13 protein-coding genes and 1 tRNA gene are annotated in these 18,143 nt (G+C 70.1%); 1 reads left to right on the forward strand and 13 read right to left on the reverse strand.

Annotated features, from left to right (window positions below):
• Nucleotides 1–169: 169 nt before the first annotated feature.
• Complete coding sequence (locus AB0333_RS08330; RefSeq protein ID WP_366218222.1) at nucleotides 170–2,200, forward strand: HNH endonuclease signature motif containing protein; 2,031 nt, start codon at nucleotides 170–172, stop codon at nucleotides 2,198–2,200.
• Nucleotides 2,201–2,248: 48 nt separating this feature from the next.
• On the opposite strand, the gene ilvA is transcribed toward AB0333_RS08330, so the two are convergent.
• The 13 genes from ilvA to AB0333_RS08395 form a co-directional block, all read right to left on the reverse strand.
• Complete coding sequence (gene ilvA, locus AB0333_RS08335; RefSeq protein WP_366218347.1) at nucleotides 2,249–3,469, reverse strand: threonine ammonia-lyase; 1,221 nt, start codon at nucleotides 3,467–3,469, stop codon at nucleotides 2,249–2,251.
• A gap of 80 nt (nucleotides 3,470–3,549) precedes the next feature.
• The gene (locus AB0333_RS08340; RefSeq protein WP_366218223.1) at nucleotides 3,550–5,370 is read right to left on the reverse strand and encodes an AI-2E family transporter; all 1,821 of its coding nucleotides are present in this window, start codon (nucleotides 5,368–5,370) and stop codon (nucleotides 3,550–3,552) included.
• Entirely contained in the window at nucleotides 5,367–6,485 is a 1,119-nt protein-coding gene (locus AB0333_RS08345; protein WP_366218224.1) for an aldose 1-epimerase family protein, read from the reverse strand. Before AB0333_RS08345 ends, AB0333_RS08340 begins: the two co-directional genes overlap by 4 nt.
• Nucleotides 6,486–6,574: 89 nt before the next feature.
• Entirely contained in the window at nucleotides 6,575–7,489 is a 915-nt protein-coding gene (locus tag AB0333_RS08350) for a Bax inhibitor-1/YccA family protein (protein WP_366218225.1), read from the reverse strand.
• A 191-nt stretch (nucleotides 7,490–7,680) separates the two neighbouring features.
• Nucleotides 7,681–7,754 (reverse strand) — tRNA-Leu (locus AB0333_RS08355).
• A gap of 79 nt (nucleotides 7,755–7,833) precedes the next feature.
• Entirely contained in the window at nucleotides 7,834–9,255 is a 1,422-nt protein-coding gene (locus AB0333_RS08360; protein ID WP_366218226.1) for an FAD-dependent oxidoreductase, read from the reverse strand.
• Between the two features lie 102 nt (nucleotides 9,256–9,357).
• Nucleotides 9,358–10,896 (reverse strand): S8 family serine peptidase, encoded by a 1,539-nt coding sequence (locus AB0333_RS08365; protein WP_366218227.1) that lies wholly within the window; start codon nucleotides 10,894–10,896, stop codon nucleotides 9,358–9,360.
• A complete protein-coding gene (locus AB0333_RS08370; RefSeq protein WP_366218228.1) occupies nucleotides 10,893–12,614 on the reverse strand; it encodes a DUF501 domain-containing protein in 1,722 nt (573 codons plus the stop codon). The genes AB0333_RS08365 and AB0333_RS08370 overlap by 4 nt, the downstream gene beginning before the upstream one ends.
• Before the next feature lie 53 nt (nucleotides 12,615–12,667).
• A complete protein-coding gene (locus AB0333_RS08375; protein WP_366218229.1) occupies nucleotides 12,668–13,648 on the reverse strand; it encodes a septum formation initiator family protein in 981 nt (326 codons plus the stop codon).
• Nucleotides 13,649–13,878: 230 nt separating this feature from the next.
• Nucleotides 13,879–15,165: a phosphopyruvate hydratase gene (gene eno / locus AB0333_RS08380; RefSeq protein ID WP_115933066.1), complete on the reverse strand. Its 1,287-nt coding sequence runs from the start codon at nucleotides 15,163–15,165 to the stop codon at nucleotides 13,879–13,881.
• A 116-nt stretch (nucleotides 15,166–15,281) separates the two neighbouring features.
• A complete protein-coding gene (locus AB0333_RS08385) occupies nucleotides 15,282–16,085 on the reverse strand; it encodes a MazG nucleotide pyrophosphohydrolase domain-containing protein (protein WP_366218230.1) in 804 nt (267 codons plus the stop codon).
• The gene (locus tag AB0333_RS08390; RefSeq protein WP_366218231.1) at nucleotides 16,082–17,311 is read right to left on the reverse strand and encodes an adenosine deaminase; all 1,230 of its coding nucleotides are present in this window, start codon (nucleotides 17,309–17,311) and stop codon (nucleotides 16,082–16,084) included. Before AB0333_RS08390 ends, AB0333_RS08385 begins: the two co-directional genes overlap by 4 nt.
• Nucleotides 17,304–17,960 (reverse strand): DedA family protein, encoded by a 657-nt coding sequence (locus AB0333_RS08395; RefSeq protein ID WP_366218348.1) that lies wholly within the window; start codon nucleotides 17,958–17,960, stop codon nucleotides 17,304–17,306. The genes AB0333_RS08390 and AB0333_RS08395 overlap by 8 nt, the downstream gene beginning before the upstream one ends.
• Nucleotides 17,961–18,143 lie beyond the last annotated feature (183 nt).

Consider the following 18,143-nt stretch of genomic DNA (forward strand, 5'->3'; position numbering starts at 1 on the left):
CGTCCTCAACGCTGTTCTCCACGCTGTCCTCCACACCGCCCAGCTTGAGGCGCGCCAACCACATCTCGAGCCTTCAGCGCCTAACTCGTCCGCCACTCGTGTTCGAATACCAGTACTAGTCCATCATGGCTGGTGGAAAACGGTTCAAGGGCACAGGACGGGAGGAGCCATGGCAGATAGTGATGAGCTGGCTGAGCTGCCCCTGCCCGAGCTATTGGCGCAATCCCGCGCCTTGGCCGCCGAACTCTCCTCTCGATTGGCTGACCCAAGACTGGCGGACCGATTGCCCCGCCTCCGGCGGGACCCGGCAGAAGACCGTAGCGCTGACTGGGGCCTCTACGCCCATGCGGACCGTCCCACCCCTGAGGTAGACGGTTTCGGGGACTCGGACGATTCCGACAGAGCCGGGGCGCGGGGCGGGGATATGCACATCGGCAGAGCTTCAGACTCCGGGGACGCCTCGGTCATCGACGATGAACCGGGCAATCATGATGATGCGGACTCCCCCTGCCGCGAGAATGTGGCCGGGTCCTTGCCGGAGTTGCACGTAGGCGTGGAGTCACTGGCGCGCGCCATCGACTCCGCGCGGACTGCCCTGGCCGGGCACACTGACCGGATTTTCGAGGCACATCAACTTCGGGAGGAAGTGTTGGGCATCCCGCCCGGAAAGTGTGCCTTCAGGAATGGCGCCGAATACCTGCGCGATCTCTTGCGGATCGACCGTCGCGAGGCGAAGGCCCGGCTGGCCCGGGCCACCCACACCATGGCGTCGCTGACACTGGACCGAACCACCGTGATACCCGCCGGTATGCCGGTCCTGTCCGAGGCGGTGCAGAAAGCCGAGCTGGGCGAAGCCGCGGTGGACATGATCGTGGGAACGATCGCCTCCGCCCAACGCGAGGCCGTCCTGGCAGACACGGCTCCCGGAACGGTAGACGGCCTTCTCGCGGACGGTGAACGGCTGCTCGTCGCCCAGGCCCGGGATCTGGATCCGGACACGCTGAGAAAGGTATGCACGCACTGGCGGCAGCGATTCGAAGCCGTGGTCAATCCAGACGGTTCCGAACCGACCGACGCCCAGCTCAAGGCCATGCAGGGCCTGTTCTACCGCGGTCCGGGCAAGGGGCTGCATCAGTGGACACTGCTGGCCAGCGACGCCCAGCATGAGGTCCTCACAACGGTGGTCTCCGCTTCATCCAGTCCTCGGAAGACACACTCAGACTGCAGGATGGACGCGAAGGGTCAAACCCATGACCGCAGCGGCACGAGTATTGGCACCGACACCGGCACCGTTGACACGATTGATGTGGATGGTTCAACTGAACTGGCCGCGAATGAGGCCCTCGACGGACGCAGCCGGGCTCAGCGAGAACTCGACGGGCTCGTCAGTGCTTTGACGGGCGCGCTGGCCCTGGTCGGCATCGGTCCTGAGACGGGGAGCGACGCTGACGGCCGCAGCATCGGGAACACCAACTCGACGGGCAACGCCCACCCTGGACCAAGGGGTCGGGCCCGGCCCCAGATCATTGCGGTCATCGACTACGAAACCCTGTTCGCCCGATTCGGCGCTGCGGACGACGTGCATTTCGACGAACGGACTCCACGAAGCGGCTCGAACGAATCATCCGGACTCCTCGGTCCACCCGGTCCATCGGGGCCATCCGGGCCATCTGGTCCCCCGGATTCCCCGGGTCCACCGGGTCCACCGGGTCCACCGGGTCCACCGGGTCCACCGGGTCCACCGGGTCCACCGGGACTCCATGATCGGATGATCTCGACCATGTCCTACGTGGGAGACGTCAATCCAGAGACGATCCGACAGCTCGCGTGCGAGGCCGATCTGATCCCGGTCGTGCTGGGCGGCAGCGGCGAGGTCCTGGACGTGGGCCGATCCAAACGGTTGTTCACGCCTCAACTCAGGCGCGCCATCACCGCTCGGGACGGAGGTTGCACGGCACCCGGCTGTTCGATTCCAGCACCGTGGTGCGAGGCCCACCACATCCACCACTGGGAGGACGGCGGTCCGACGTCGGTGGAGAACGGGGCGCTGCTGTGCTCACACCACCACCACGCCGTTCACGCCGGAGCCTGGGAGATCTCCGTCCGCCGGGGCATCCCGTGGTTCGTCCCGGCCCGGTACCTCGACCCCGAACGCCGGCCCCGCCGCAACTTCTATTGGCGTCCCGGCCGGGCGGCCTAGACATGATGCCCCAGGGTCAGGATGCGTGAGCCGCTCAGCGAGACCCGGCTAGTGCTGCACGATCGGCTGGTAGCCGGAGGAGCGCAGCCGGCCCAGGACCTGCTCGGAGTGCTCGGGCCCCCGGGTCTCCATGTCGATCGTGATCGTCACGTCCCCCATGCTGAGGGAGCCGCCGATGCGACTGTGGTCCACCCGGGTGACGTTGGCCTCGGTCTCGGAGATGATCCGGGAGATGTTGGACAACTCGCCGGGACGGTCTCGCAGGGAGATCTTGACGGTCAGGTAGCGGCCGCCCGCGGCCAGGCCGGACTGGATGACCTTGAGCATCAGCATCGGGTCCACGTTGCCGCCGGAGAGCAGCGCCACGGTGTGCTGGGACTCGATCCCGAGTTCGGCCAGCTTGCCCTCCAGCAACGCGGCCACGCCCACCACGCCGGCGGGCTCGACCACCATCTTGGACCGCTCCAGCAGGAACACGAGAGCGTTGGCGATCGCGTCCTCGGACACGGTGACGACTCCGTCCACGAGTTCCTTGATGATCTGGAAGGGAATCTGACCGGGCTTGCCCACGGCGATGCCGTCCGCGATGGTCGACACATGGGAGAGGGGCACCACGGCGTCTGCGGCCAGCGACGGCGGGTATGCCGCGGCGTTCTCCGCCTGGACGCCGATGATGTTGATGTGCCGGCCCTGACGGCGGGCCATCTCCTTGACGGCCACGGCCACGCCAGCGAGCAGGCCGCCGCCGCCGATGCCCATCACCAGCGTGTCCACCTCCGGATCCTGTTCGAGGATCTCCAGACCGATCGTGCCCTGGCCGGCTACCACGTCGGCATTGTCGAAGGGATGGATGAACACGGATCCGGACTCGTCCGCATACCGCTGCGCCTCGGACAGGGCCTCATCCACATTGTTGCCGTGCAGCTTCACCTCGGCGCCGTGGTCCTTCGTGGCCTGCAACTTCGGCAGGGCGACGCCGCGTGGCATGAAGATCGTCGCCTTGATCCCCAACTTGGACGCCGCCAGGGCCACCCCTTGAGCGTGGTTGCCGGCGGAGGCCGCCACCACGCCGCGGGCGCGCTCGTTCTCGGAGAGCTTAGCCATCCGGACGTAGGCACCGCGCACCTTGAATGAGCCGGCGCGCTGCAGGTTCTCGCACTTGAGGTGGACCACCGAGCCGGTGAGCCGGCCCAGGGCCCGGGAGTGGTCCAACGGTGTGGGCACGATGACCCCGTCCAGCAGTCGCCGAGCCTCCTCGATGTCCGCCAGGGTGACGGGAAGTTCCGGGAGTTCCGCGCGGTCGGCAGCCGTACCCGTCGCGGTCTCTGCACTGCTCTGGGGGGTGGTGGTCACTGTGGTCCTCCGTTTCGGTCCGGCCGGCGGCCGGAGTGGTCCATCCCCGTATTGTCCTCCCCCGCGGGGCCTCTGCCGCGAAGATTGCCCGAGGTGCCGGTTCCGGGGTCGGCAGCGGCACCGGTACCGGTATCGATTTCGGTCTCGGGGCCACTTCCGCCACCACCAGCGCCGGCATTGGGACGACTTCCGGCGCCGAGTCCAGCCTCGGAGCCGGGGCTCGCGTCGGGATCGGGGCCGGGGCTGGGGCCGGAGCGGGCATGGGGACCGGTGCCGGGGCCGGCGTCGGGACCGGCATCGGGGTCGGTGCGAACACCCGCGGCTCGATCCTGGCGGAAACGGCGGGGCAGGAAGCGCGAGCGGGACTGTGACCGCTTGAGTTGGCGGCGGGCTTGACGCCGATGCTTGGCGGACAGGGCATTCTCGGCTGCGCTGGGAGAGCCACCCTCGTCGCTGCCGTGCGCTCTGCTGCCGCCGATTCCGCCGGATCCGCCGGTGCCGCTCGTGGCCCGGCGGACCACGCCGTCGATGGTCACATAGGCCCGGCCCCAGGGCCCCTCGAGACCGGCGGCCCGGTCCTTGAGCCCCGCGGCGCGTTCCTTGAGCCGGGTATCGCGGTAGTCCGAGGCCGCCGCGGGTTCGGGTTCGTTCTCGAGCCACGGCTTGGCGTGGAGGTACTTGATGGTGGAGTTCAGGAAAGCCATCAGCGGCACGGCGAAGATCGCGCCGACCAGGCCCATCACCGCGGTCCCCCCGGCCACGGCCAGGAACACGGCCAGCGGGTGCAGGCTGACCGCACGCCCCATGACCAGCGGCTGCAGGACGTTGCCCTCGATCTGCTGGACCAGGAGCACCACACCGAGCATGATCAGCGCGTTCACCCAGCCATTGGCCACGAGGGCCAGCGTCACGGCCACCGCCCCGGTCAGGAAGGCACCCACGAGCGGGATGAACGAGCCGAAGAACACCAGCACACCCAGGGGCAGCGCCAGCGGCACGCCGAGGATCCAGGCGCCTAGGCCGATACCCATGGCATCGACGAACGCCACGAAGATCTGGACGCGGACATAGCTGCCGAGGGAGGTCCAGCCGACCTCGCCGGCGCCGTCGATGGCGATGCGATGGCGGGCGGGGACGAAGTTCAGGCAGAATCGCCAAATCCTCTTGCCGTCATAGAGGAAGAAGATCAGCGCGAAGACGGCCAGCACCGTGCCGGCGGCAATATTGCCGGCGGTGGAGCCGAAGCCCAGGGCACCCGAGAGGATGGTCTGGCTGTTGGCCCGGACCGCCTCGCCGATGTCCGCGAAGATGTCGTTCCACTGATCCGTGGTGACGCCGAAGGTCTCCAGCCAGGCGACGATGCCCTGGACACCCACCACGATCTGGTCCCGCATGTCCGTGAAGCCCACGGCCAGTTGCTGGCCGACGAGGGTCAGCAGGCCCAGGACGAGGACGATGAACCCGAGGATGACGCCAGTCACGGACAGTCCCCGCGGGAGGCCCCACCCCACGAACCGCTTGTGGATCGGCGCGAGGAGAGTGGACAACAGGGCCGCCACAATCAGGGGGATGACCAGGAGCGAGACGTGACTCAGCAGCCAGATGCCGGCCCCGGCCATCGCCAGCACCAGCAGCACCCGCCACGACCAGGCGGCGGCCACCGTGAGCCCGTAGGGCACGTCGGCGGCCACCCGGTTGGCCTGGTCGGGCGCGGTCAGGAGGGGGTCCGGCACCCGGGTCTCGTGCCGCGGGCCCGGGACTTCGGGCAGCCCGGGAACCGGGGCGTCCGGCGCCCCGGACTCTGGGCGAATGCTCAACGGACTGCCTCCTCATCGTCGGGACGGTCGGGTGAAAGGTGGGAGGAACGGTGCAGTGGACGGCGGTGGGACAGACCCCAGGCGGCGCCCAGTCGCTCCCCCGGTCCGATCCACACCAGTCCGTCACCACTGTTCAGGGCGTTGGCCGGAGCCGTCATCGGTTCCACCGCCACCGCCCGGTGACGGCCGGGAAACCGGTCCGTGAAGAAGACATGGACGTAGCCGAAGGCCGGGTCCGCCCAGAGCTCCACGCTACGCCCATCCGGCGCGGACAGCGCGTGATGGTGGCGGCCGTCGTCGCCAGGCTGCAGATCGGTGAAGGCAGCGTCGAGCAGTCCGGTGCCCACCTGCCGGCCTTGGCGGAAGTCCTCCGCCGTGTCCTGGACCGGGGCCGTCCCAGTGGGGATGAGCTGGTCGTCGGAGAGCACGCGGGTGGCCGCCCTCAGGGTCAGCACCAGTTCCTCGCTGGGCACGTCCCCGATCCGCAGGAAGGGGTGAGCGCCGAAGGCGGCCGGGGCCGGCTGGCCGGAATGGTTGGTGAGCTGCTGGTGGACGGTGAGGGCGCCGTCGTCGGCCAAGGTGTAGGTGACCTGGTGGGTGAGGCGGAACGGGTAGCCGTGCTGGGGGTGGATCTCGCCGCGCAGGACCACCCGGCGGCCCGTCTGCTCGACCGGGACGAACGCGGTGTTGCGCAGCAGCCCGTGGCTGGCGTTCGAGCGGGACGGTTCGGTGAGGTCCAGCTGCTGGGTGGCGCCATCCAGCGTCCAGCGCCCGTCCCGTACGCGGTTGGGCCACGGGGACAGCTGGATGCCGCAGGCCGAGGGCGGGACCTCGTTCGCGCCGTAGGTCTCCACCAACGCCGTCCCGTCCACCTCATAACGGCGCAGGGCACCGGCCAGCGAGGTGATCGTGGCCTCGGCCCCGCCGTGGCGCAGCACATACTGGGTGCCCGTCACAGCCGGATCGCCGAACGGCAGCCCGGCAGCCTGCCCGGAGGGCTCACCGGAGGGCTCACCGGAGGGCTCACCGGAGGGCTCGCGGAACGGCTCGTGGTTGGACTGACGGGAGGGCTCCGCGGCGGGCCGGCCGGCAAGACGGTTCTCGGGCTCGTTCATGACTCCATTAACCCAGAATCGGCTGGCCCCGTCCGGGTGAGACCTCCCGGACGGGGCCAGCCGATGGCTGTGGACGGTTCAGTGGGTGGTCAGTCGTTGCCGCGCAGGATCGCCAGGATGCGCAGGATCTCGACGTAGAGCCAGATCAGGGTCACGGTGAGGCCGAAGGCGGCGGACCAGGAGTACTTCTGCGGGGCGCCGGCCTGGACGCCCTGGGTGATGGCGGTGAAGTCCATGATCAGCGAAAACGCGGCCAGGAAGACGGCGAGGAGACCGATGCCTAGGCCCAGCAGCGGGAACTCGCCGCGCAGGCCGAACATGGCGTCGGTGACGCCGAAGAGCATCAGGAAGAGGTTGACCACGGAGAACAGCGCGTAGCCGATCATCGCGACCATGAAGATCTTCACGGACTTCTTGGAGACGCGCCACTTTCCGGAGGAAAAGAGCGCCAGGGTCACGGCGAATACGCAGAGTGTGGCGAGCACGGCCTGGACGGCGATGCCGGGCCACATCTGCTCGAAGACGCCGGAGATACCACCGAGGAACAGGCCCTGTGCGGCGGCGTAGATCAGGATGAGCACGGGCGAGGGCTCGCGCTTGAAAGCGTTGACGAGTCCCAGGACCAGGCCGACGATGGCGCCGGGCAGCATGAGGGCCGGCATGTTCCACCCGACGGCGGCACCCACCACGACGAGCAGCAGGGTGATGACGGTCTTGGCGATGACGTCGTTGTAGCTCATCCGCCCCGTGTCAGCGGGACCCGCGGCGGGCTGGGCGTACATCTGCTCCAGCTGCTCCGGGGTGTACTGCTGGCTCGGCTGGCCCTGCGCCGCCTTCTGGCCCTGCTGGCCGAAATATCCCTGCTGGGTCTGGCCCTGCGGAGCCTGGCTCCGGGAACCGCCCTGGTACCAGCCCGGCGCCTGCTGCGTGGCGGCGCCGCCCCGGCCGTCACCGGAGTGCATCTGTTCCTGGAAGTTCTTGCTGTTGAAGACGGGGTTGGCCACTGGCCATCTCCTCTGCTGGTCGCGTGCGGTCCACGGTCGTGCTCTCCGGCCCGGGTGGCCCGGCATGGACGTGATGGGGACTGCTGTCAGTCTATCTGCCGAACCTGAAAAGCAACCTGACAACGGACGAGGAGCTCTCCCCTCCGCTGACGGCTTAACGGTCCGGCCGGCCGGACCGTTAATCCGGACAGTGCCCCCAGTGGGACTCGAACCCACAACACAGAGATTTTAAGTCTCCTGCCTCTGCCAATTGGGCTATGGGGGCCGGACGCGACGGCGGCCCGGAACCCCTCAAGGTTACCGGGCCGCCGTCAAGCCGAAGCGTACTTCGAGCCCGTTGAAACCTACTGCGAGGACTTCGCGGACTCCAGCACCTTCGGGTGGTCGAAGCGGCCCGGCTTGAGCTCGGCGCCGGCGGCCTCGAGGAAGGGGTTGTGCGGGTTCTCGAGGCCCTCGATCGGCGTGGTGTCCCGGCCGAACACCACGGACAGGAGCCAGTCGGAGACCACGCGGGCCTTGCGCTCGTACGTGGGCATGGCCAGGCCGTGGTAGCCGCGGTGGGCCAGCCACGCGGGGACGCCGCTGAGCTTGAGGCCCATCGGGTTGCCGACGCCCTTGCCGAAGCCGAGGCCGGCCACGGCACCGAGGGACTTGTGCACGTACTCCTCCACGGCGCCCTCGCCGAAGCGCACGGCCAGCAGGTTGGCGGCGAGGCGCTTGGCCTGGCGCACGGCGTGCTGGGCGTTGGGGACGCAGTTGCCGCCCGGGCCGTCACCGGTCAGGTCCGGCACGGCGCACACGTCGCCGGCACCCCAGGCACCCTCGAGGACCCCGCCGTCACCGTCGGAGATCTGCAGGGTCGGGGTGACCTCGATGCGGCCACGCTGCTCGACCGGGAAATCGGTCTGCTTGGCCACGGCATTGGCCGCCACCCCGGCGGTCCAGACGAGGGTGTCGGTCTCGAAGGAGCCGGCGTCGGACTTGTCCTGCATGTTGATGAGCTTGAGGACGCCGCCCTCGGCGCCGGCCAGCGAGGTGTTGAGCAGGACCTCGATGCCGCGGGACTTCAGGTGCTCGACGACCTCGACGGCCTGGTCCTCGCCGACCTCCGGCATGATCTTGCCCATGGCCTCGATCAGGACGATGCGCGCATCGGACTGGGCCAGGCGGGGGTTCTTCTTGATGACGGACCGGATCAGGTCTTCCATCTCGGAGATGGTCTCGACGCCGTTGAAGCCGCCGCCGACGACGGCGAAGGTCAGGGCGCGGCTGCGGGCCGCGGCGTCGGTCATGGTGGAGGCGGCCTCGAGGCGGTCCAGGATCTGGTTCCGCAGCTGCACGGCCTCCTGCACGGTCTTCATGCCGATGCCGGCCTCGCCCAGGCCCGGGATAGGGAACACGCGGGTGGTGGCACCGGCGGTCATGACGACGTCCTGGTAGGGGATCTCGAACTCGGAGCCGTCCTGGGTCTGGACGGTGGCGGTCTTGCGGGCGTGCTCGACCTTGATGATCTTGCCCTGGACGATCTCGGAGTTCTTCAGGTGGGTGCGGTGGTCCACCACGATGTGCCGGGGTTCGATGTTCCCGCCGACGACCTCCGGCAGGAACGGCTGGTACGTCATGTAGGGGTTCGGGTCCACGAGGGTGACGACGCCGCCACGCTCCTTGACCTTCTTCTCCAGGTTCTTGGCGACGTACAGGCCGGCGTAACCGCCGCCGACGATGAGGACACGGGGCTTCGGGGACAGCTGCGGAGTGATTGCCATGACACTCAGCCTAGACCCGCCCAGCACACTTCGTGAAATTTTTCACAAAGTCACAAAGTCTCGCTCACCGGCGGCCGTGCCGGACGGGGCCGTTGACCTGGCTCAACGCTCGGATGACCTGCGTTGCCGCAGATACAGCACCACGGCGGTGGCCGCCAGTCCGGCGACCACCAGACCTGTGCCGATCACGAGCACCGGCTGCAGTCCCGGAGCAGGGTCGGCCGGGGCGGTCGCCTGCGGCAGCTCCGTGGACAGCGGATCCGGGGCCGACGTCGGCTCGGCCGGCTCCTCGCTCGGGGTCGCGGTGGGCGTTGGCGCACCGGAAGACTCGGCGCGACGGTGCACGCGGATCCAGTCGGCGAGGGTGTCCATGGGATTGCGGTCCACGGCACCGACCTCCGCCGTCACGGCCGCCGCGGCGTCGATGATGCCGTGTCCGTAGACCGGATCCTCGCCGGGGACCCCGGCGTCCTCGGCCGTGGCCAGGATGCGGTGGATGACCTGGTGGGCCGGCATCTCCGGGTACTCGGACCGGATCAGGGCGGCCAGGCCCGCCACGAGCGGGGCGGCCCCCGAGGTGCCCGCCCACTCCTTCCGGTCTCCCCCCGGAACGGCGCCGACCAGCGGGTCGGCCGGTGCGGCCACCCCGATCGAGATCCCCTCCGTGGAGGAGTCCCAGCTGGCCGTTCCATCCGGGTTGAGTCCCGCCACAGTCAGCACACCGGGAATGGTGGCCGGGGCCCCGGCGGTCAGGGTTCCGGAGGCGCGGTTGCCGGCGGCGGCCACCACCACCACGTCGTTCTGCTCGGCGTGCAGGAAGGCCCTGTCCCAGCTTTCCGGCCAGTCCTGACGGGTGGAGCCGAGGGACATGTTGATGACGTCCGCCCCGTGGTCCACGGCCCAGGTGACGGCCTCGGCGATCTGGTCCTCCGGGGACGGGCCGTCCGGGTTGCTGGCACCGAGGTGCACCGAGATGGACAGCAGTTCGGCCCGGGGCGCCACGCCCACGATGCCGTCCGGCCAGGCACCGGTGGCCTCGTCCGGAGTCGGCGTGGAGGTGGCGGAGGGACTCGGGCCGGGCGCAGCCTCACCGGAGGGCAGCGTCGAGGGCGTCGGTGTGGCCTTCGCGGAGCGGCGTTCCTCCTCGGCCCGGCGCAGCGCGGCCTCGTTGTTCCCGCGGCCGGCGAGGACCGAGGCCACCAGGGTGCCGTGCTCGGACATCTCCCCGACCGGCTCAGTGCCGGACTCGTTGCCCGCACCGGAGACGTCGATGCCGCCGACCACCTGGCCGCCCAGGTCGGGATGGTCCGCATCGATGCCGGTGTCGATCACCGCGACCGTGACGCCTTCGCCCTGGCTGGTCCCCCACGCGTCGCGGAATCCGTACTCGTCCAGCCAGTACTGCCGGTCCCGCCACTCATCCGCGGAGGCGGCGGGCAGGGCCGACCAGCCCACGGCACCGGGCGCGCCGGACGCGTCGAATCCGGCCGAGCCTCCTACCGGCGGCGGCAGCAGTACGGGCCCCGCGACGAGGGCCGCGGTGAGCACGGGGACGGCGAGCAGGGAGCCCGTGGTCAGGTGGGGAGGGCGGCCCCGGTGGCTCCGAGTTGTCCCCCGCCGGCCGGACCGGTGGTCGCTCATGCCGTCTGGGACAGGGCGATCCCGTCCAGGATGTCGTGCTCGGACGTGGTGGCCGTGGTGACCTTGCCATGGCCGGCCTGGGCCACCCGGCGCAGGATCATCGACCAGATGAGGGCGCCTGCCCCGATCACGTCGACGCGGCCCGGGTGCATGTAGGGCAGCGCGGCCCGTTCGTCCCGGGTCGCCGCCAGCAGTCGGCCGGCGGTGTCACCGATGACGTCCACGTCCAACTCGGTGGCGTGGATGACCTCGGGCTCGTAGGCGGTCAGTCCCAGCGCGGCGGCAGTCACGGTGGTCACCGTCCCGGCCACACCGACGACGGCGGCCACCTCCCCCAGCGGAATGCTCGCCTCGACCTCGTCCAGGACGGCCGCGATGTCCTGCATCGCCGCCTGGATCTCGGCATCGGTGGGTGGATCGGTCCGCAGATGGCGCTCGGTGAACCGGACGCAGCCCATCTTGACGCTGAGGGCGTGGGTGACCTGCGGTCCCCCACTCTCCGGGTCGTCCAGCGTGCCGAGGACGAATTCGGTGGATCCGCCCCCCAGGTCCACCACCAGCACGGGACCGGTGGCCGCATGGCTGGAGGCCGCTCCGGCGAAGGACAGTGCCGCTTCCTCGTCCCCCGTCACGATCTCGGGCTCCACGCCCAGGCGTTCACGGATTCCGGCGGTGAAGTCGGCGGCGTTGGCGGCATCGCGGCTGGCGGAGGTGGCGACGAACCGGACGGAGGTGGCCCCGAGGTCGCGGATGATCGCGGCGTAGTCCTCCGTGGCGGCGAAGGTGCGCTGCATGGCCGCCTCGGACAACCGGCCGGTGGCGTCGACCCCTTCGCCCAGGCGGACCACGCGCATCTCGCGGTGCAGGTCCACGAGCCGGGGGGCAGCGGTGCTGCCGGTGCCGGGCCGGAGGTCGTCGGATTCAAGGCGTGCCACGAGCAGGCGGATGGAGTTGGTCCCGCAGTCGATGGCGGCGACGGTCCGGCCCGGGCCGGGGAGACCGCTGTCCCGCCGAGTGTGGGCTTCGGAGTCCTCACTGGCCGGGCGGCGTGGCGCTGCGCCACGGAGGGGGTCCTGCACCGGGTTCTGCACCGGGTTCTGCACCGGGTTCTGCACCGGGTTCTGCTCTCCCGCGAGCCGCTTGACGTGGCGGCTGAGGTCCCTGCTGGGCACGGCGGCCCCGGGGTCCCACGCGCCGGCACACCAGCAGGTCTCCGCGGTCCAGTCCTCCCGGATGCGTTCGAGCGCCTCGTCCCCGAGGGGGTTCACGCCGGGCCCGGCGGCCAGCGAATGACCCACCAGGACGTGCAGGCACTTGACCCGTTCGGGCATGCCGCCGGCGGAGATGCCGGTGATCTCGGGAACCTCATCCGTTCCGGCCACCCGGCCGACCCGGTCACGCTCGGCCAGATAGGCCTCGTGCGCGCTCCGGTAACGGGCGGACAGTTCCCCGTCCTGCTGCAGCCGTTCGGACATCTCGGCCATCGCACCGGACGCCTCCAGTCGGGAGACGGCGGCCGTCACCACGGGGTGGGTCAGGTAGAACGTGGTGGGAAAGGGGATGCCGTTGGACAGCCGCGGGGCGGTGGTGGCCACCAGCGGATTCCCGCACACGCACCGGGCCCCGATCTCGACCACGTCACGCGCAGGCCGGTTCAGTTGCAGGCTGATGGTGTCCAGGTCCTGCGGCGTGGGGGTGCGGTCCAGGTTCTGCGTCATGGTGATGATCTTGCCTCAGTCGGTGCGTTGATGCCGGTGACAAGTGCTCCAGCCTAGTCGGTGCCGGCACGCACCACGGAGTCCAGCAGGGCATCCGCCCACGGCATGTCCTGGTTGACCTGGCTCGGGCTGGCCGGCGGCGGCACGGGATCCTCCACGGCCTCGTCGCCGCCGATGACCATGTAGGTCTGCTCACCGGGCATCACGAGGTTGAAGCGTTCACGCGCTTGCTGCTGGATGTAGGCCGGATCCTCCCAGCGGGCGATCTCACTCGTGAGGTCCTGCTGCAGCTGCTGCTCGGCGGCGATGTCCTCCTGGACGGCCCGGAGCTCGGCCTGCTGGTCCAGGAACACTCGCAGAGTCGGGGCCAGGAGGACTGCGGCCACGAACAGCACCACCAGGAAGGCCACGGAGCGGCCGGTCAGGTTGCGGGCCGGAACGGGTTCGACCGGGGCCAGGACCGGGCCCGGCGTCGGCGCTGCGGCCGAGCCAGAGGAGCCAGCACCCGAGGAGGCGCCCGAGGAGGCGCCCGCGGACCGGGTCCATGACGGGACCGCCACGGCACCGCTGGAGGCGCGGCCCGGTGCACCGTCCGAGCTCCGCGCCCGGCCACGGGGCACGGACCGGCGCAACAGGTTGCGGCGTTCGTCGGCTCGGCGCTGTCCCGGGGTCGGCACCGGCGTCGGCTCCGGTGACGGACCGGCCGAGGCGTCCTCTGCGGCCGTCTCGGCATCCAGGTCCACGGCGGTTCCCCCGGAGGCCGTCGCGTCGGCGGGCGCCAGAGAGCCGTTCAGTGCCTGGCCGGTGTGCGGCCGGTCGGCAGACTCCCGGTCCGCCGATTCCAGGGATGCGCGGGCGTCGAGGGATTGGCGCGACGGTGCCGCGTCGAGGGGGATGACCTTGGCGGAGTGGCCGCCCACCAGGTGCGGGGTCCCGCCGGACCCGGCAGTGCGCGAGCGCTGGGCGGCCCCGGATCCCACCTCGGCCAGCTGACGCTGGGACGTTTTGGGGACGCGCGGACGACGAGTTGCCACCTGTACCTCCGTGCCCATCCTGAACAAGACCTGTCGTGAGACCGGGCCATCTTCCCGGGTCCCTCTGACGATAACGGCTGAGCGGCCCGGCGTCGGGACAGCGCGCCGGGCGGTTTCCCGGGCGTTTGCCGAACATTCGCCGTTAACCGCGGCAACCCCGCCCCGTCGAAGCCGACGGGGCGGGGTTGCGTGGGTCCGCGCTTGCGGGTCCGCGGTTGCGGGTCGGCCGGTCAGGCGCGGGCGGTGAACCGCGGGAAGGCCGAGGCGCCCGCATAGATCGCGGAGTCGCCCAGCTCCTCCTCGATGCGCAGCAACTGGTTGTACTTGGCCACCCGGTCCGAGCGGGCCGGGGCGCCGGTCTTGATCTGGCCGGCGTTGGTGGCCACGGACAGGTCGGCGATGAAGGTGTCCTCGGTCTCGCCGGAGCGATGGGAGATCATGCAGTGGAACTGGTGGCGCTGGGCCAGCGAGATCGCGTCGAACGTCTCGGTCAGGGAGCCGATCTGGTTGACCTTGACCAGCAGGGCGTTGCCCGACTGCTCGTCGATGCCCCGCTGCAGGCGCTCCGGGTTGGTGACGAACAGGTCGTCGCCCACGAGCTGGACCGTGGCGCCCAGGGAGGTGGTGAGCTGCTGCCAGCCCTCCCAGTCGTTCTCGTCCAGCGGGTCCTCGATGGAGATCAGCGGGTAGTTCGCGGCCAGCTCCTCGTAGTACGCGATCATGTCCGCGGCACTCTTCTGCTCGCCCTCGAAGGTGTAGGCGGCGTTCGAGCAGAACTCGGAGGAGGCCACGTCCAGGGCCAGGGCGATGTCCGTGCCCGGGGTGTAGCCGGCCTGCGTGATGGCCTCGGTGATGAGGTCCAGGGCGGCGCGGTTGGACGGCAGGGACGGGGCGAAGCCGCCCTCGTCTCCCAGCCCGGTCCCCAGCCCGCGCTCCTGCAGCACCTTCTTGAGCGTGTGGTAGACCTCGGCGCCCCAGCGCAGGGCCTCGGAGAAGCTCGGGGCACCGATCGGGGCGATCATGAACTCCTGGATGTCCACGTTCGAATCGGCGTGGGCGCCGCCGTTGAGGATGTTCATCATCGGCACGGGGAGCACGTGGGCGTTCGGGCCGCCCAGGTACTTGAACAGGGAGAGGTCCGAGGAGGCGGCGGCGGCGTTGGCCACGGCCAGCGAGACCCCGAGAATGGCGTTGGCGCCCAGGGTGCCCTTGTTCTCGGTGCCGTCCAGGTCGATCATCAGGGTGTCGATGAGACGCTGGTCCGTGGCGTCCTCGCCCTCCAGCTCGTCCGCGATGTTCTCGATAACGGCGTTGACAGCACCCAGCACGCCCTTGCCGAGGTAGCGGCCCTGGTCACCATCGCGGCGCTCGACGGCTTCGAACTCTCCCGTGGAGGCGCCGGAGGGCACGGCGGCGCGGCCCAGGGAGCCGTCGGTCAGCAGGACTTCCACCTCAACGGTGGGGTTACCGCGGGAATCGAGGATTTCACGGGCATGGATGGCGTCGATCAGGGCCATGTGCGGTCTCCTTTGAAGACTGTCGGTGGGTAGACCGTCAGGGCCGGTGTGGCTTGACGGTCCGGGTGGGCGCCGTGGCGCAGGTTGCGGTACCGCGGGGGCGATGCGGGTTCAGCCTAGCCCGTCGGGTCCGTCCCCGAGAGGTCGTGACGGAGCGCGGCCAGGTGTTGGCGCAGCGCTCGCTCGGGATCGAGCCCTGCGGCGCGGGAGCGCTGGACCAGCCGGAACAGCTCTGCGCCCAGCTCCCCCTCGTCCTGCAGCACCCGCGGGTCCAGGCCCGACGGCGGCGGGCCGGGTTCCGGCAGCGGGTCCACCGGCTGCCGGGCGGCCCGGTCCACGACCTTCGCGGCGGCCGCCAGGGCGGGCAGATGGGCGGGGACGTCGGTGAAGGCCACCGGTGAGATGGCAGGCGAGGTGGCAGCGCCGGGCAACGGGCCGGCGTCGGGCCCCTCCCCCGGGGCCCCGGCACCCGCCTCGGCGGCCCCGGCGGCACGCTCCGCCTGCTTGATGCGTTCCCAGTTCTTCTCGAGGTCCTCCAGTCTGGCCGCAGCCAGGTCCTGCGGCTCGCGCAGGGTCCCGTCGGGGTGGAAGACGTGGGGGTTCCGGCGGATCATCTTGTCCGTGATGGCCTGTGCCGTGCCGTCGAAGGTGAAGCCGCCGGCCCCCTCGGCGATCGCCGCGTGCAACACGACCTGGAAGAGCACGTCCCCCATCTCGAGCCGCAGCCGCTCGTACGTGCCGTCGGCCAGCGCCCCTTCGGGCCAGTTGGCCGGTGGCACGGACTCGATCACCTCGACGGCCTCGTACGCCTCCTCGATCAGGTACTCGGTCAGCACGGCGTGGGTCAGCCGCCGCGTCCACGGGCAGTGCTCCCGCAACTGGGCGACCACCCAGACGAGCCGGTCGACGGCGACGCTCACGCGTCCTCGTCGTCGAGGGCCTCCAGGCGTACCGGGCCGTCCCCCGTCCCGCCGCTGGAGATGACCTCGCCCCAGGTCTCGACGAGCAGCTCGGCCAGGGCCTCGCGGTCCTCGAGGGGCAGGAAGGCGGCCTCGGCGGCGTTGAGCTGGAAGTCCAGCAGCTCCTCCAGCGAGTAGCTGAAGACCTCCGCGATCAGGTACAGCTCGTCGGTGAGGGAGACCCCGCTCATCAGGCGGTTGTCCGGATTGATGGTCACGCGGAAGCCCAGCTGAGCCAGCATGTCGATCGGGTGGGTGGAGACCGTGCCGCCGTAGGCGGCCACGGCGCCGGTCTGCAGGTTCGAGGACGGGCAGATCTCCAGCGCGATGCCGCGGTCACGGACCCAGGCGGCAGTGGCACCGAGGTCCACGAGGGCGTTGTCCTCGCCGACCTGCTCACCGTTCTCGTCCACGGCGTTGAACTCCACCGTGATGTCGTCGGCGATCCGCACGCCGTGGCCGAGGCGCAGGGCGCGGCCGTTGACGAGGGCGTCATTGATGGACTCGAGGCCGTCCGACTCACCGGCGTGGACGGTGGCCGGGAAACGCTGGCCGGCCAGCCAGGTGAAGGCCTCGGTGAAGCGCGAAGGTGGGAATCCGGCCTCCGGTCCGGCAATGTCAAAGCCGACTGCAACGGAGCCTCCGGAGCCACCGGCGCCACGGTGGCGGACGGCCAGCTCGGCGATCTCCTGGGAGCGGTCGTTCTGGCGCATGGCCGTGATGAGCTGGCCGACGCGGATCGGGGCTCCCGCGTTCTCAGCATTCTCCACGCCCTCGTCGAGTCCGGCCTGGACCGATTCAACGGCCTGATCCAGGGTCAGCCCGCCGGCAGTGTGCTGTTCGGGGGCCCAGCGGACCTCGGCATAGACGATGCCGTCCTCCACGAGGTCTTCCACGAACTCGCGGGCCACCCGCTGCAGCCCCTCGGCCGTCTGCATGACGGCGATCGTGTGGTCGAAGGTCTCGAGGTAGCGCTCAAGGGTGCCGGAGTTCGCGGACTCGGCGAACCACTCCGCCAGCGCGTCGGCGGTGTCGGCGGGCAGTTCGTGGCCGATCTGGCCGGCGAGGTCGAGGATGGTGGCCGGTCGCAGGCCCCCATCGAGGTGGTCGTGGAGGCTGATCTTGGGCAACGCTGCCAGATCGACGTCGAGGGGCGAGGGGGCGGAGAATTCGATCGCGTCAGTCACGTGGCGAGTCTACGGTAGCGGCCTCGGCCCGCGGTCCCCCGCCGGCCGCCTGCTTCCGCTCCGCCAGCCGGAGCAGGATCCTCTTCAGGACGAGGTCCACCACCCAGCCGACGGCGGCCGCTGCGACCAGCGCCACGATGATCTGCAGCAGCGTGTTGTCCAGCCAGCCGGCGGTCGCCCGGGCGATCCCGATCGAGTACGCCGACCAGAGGAACGCGGCGAAGATGTCCAGCAGGGTGAACCTCAGCCGCGGGTACCCGGTGGCCCCGGCGGTGTAGTTCACCGCCACCCGTCCGCCCGGGATGTACCGGGCCGTGCAGATCACCAGCGCGCCGTGTCCGTCCAGGGCGGTGCGGGCGGTGGCGACGGCCCGGACCACGCTGCGGCTGCGCATCCAGCGGAACCGGGTGATGCCGATCCCCCGGCCGAGGGAATAGGCGATCTGGTCACCGGTGATCGCCCCGAGGGCACCGACGAGCCAGACCCACCACAGGGAGACGGTGTCCTCGGTGCCGGAGATGGAGGCCAGTGCCACCAGTACAGACTCCGAGGGCACCACGGGGAAGAACCCGTCGATCGTGCACAGCAGGTAGACCGCGAGCAGGATCCACCACTGCCCGGCGGCATGGAGGACCATGTCTTCGATCATCTGGAGCACCCGTTCAGCCTAGGCGACGGCAAGGCCCGGAACCGCACTTTTCTCGGCGGTTCCGGGCCTGCTCAGGGCCTGCTCAGGGTTGTCTTCAGGGTGCTCCGGGACCGGCTTCAGACGGGGACGGGGCTGCCATGGGGACGACGGGGACGACAGGGAAGCAGCCGAAGAGCGGCGCCG

Source organism: Citricoccus sp. NPDC079358, assembly GCF_040702545.1.
In the GTDB taxonomy this organism is placed as follows: domain Bacteria; phylum Actinomycetota; class Actinomycetes; order Actinomycetales; family Micrococcaceae; genus Citricoccus.

Excerpts from the sequence above, each read along its gene's own strand:
- AB0333_RS08330 (WP_366218222.1), top strand. The coding sequence starts at position 170 with ATGGCAGATAGTGATGAGCTGGCTGAGCTGCCCCTGCCCGAGCTATTG.
- AB0333_RS08345 (WP_366218224.1), bottom strand. The coding sequence starts at position 6,485 with ATGAACGAGCCCGAGAACCGTCTTGCCGGCCGGCCCGCCGCGGAGCCC.
- AB0333_RS08360 (WP_366218226.1), bottom strand. The coding sequence starts at position 9,255 with ATGGCAATCACTCCGCAGCTGTCCCCGAAGCCCCGTGTCCTCATCGTC.
- AB0333_RS08365 (WP_366218227.1), bottom strand. The coding sequence starts at position 10,896 with ATGAGCGACCACCGGTCCGGCCGGCGGGGGACAACTCGGAGCCACCGG.
- AB0333_RS08370 (WP_366218228.1), bottom strand. The coding sequence starts at position 12,614 with ATGACGCAGAACCTGGACCGCACCCCCACGCCGCAGGACCTGGACACC.
- eno (WP_115933066.1), bottom strand. The coding sequence starts at position 15,165 with ATGGCCCTGATCGACGCCATCCATGCCCGTGAAATCCTCGATTCCCGC.
- AB0333_RS08395 (WP_366218348.1), bottom strand. The coding sequence starts at position 17,960 with ATGATCGAAGACATGGTCCTCCATGCCGCCGGGCAGTGGTGGATCCTG.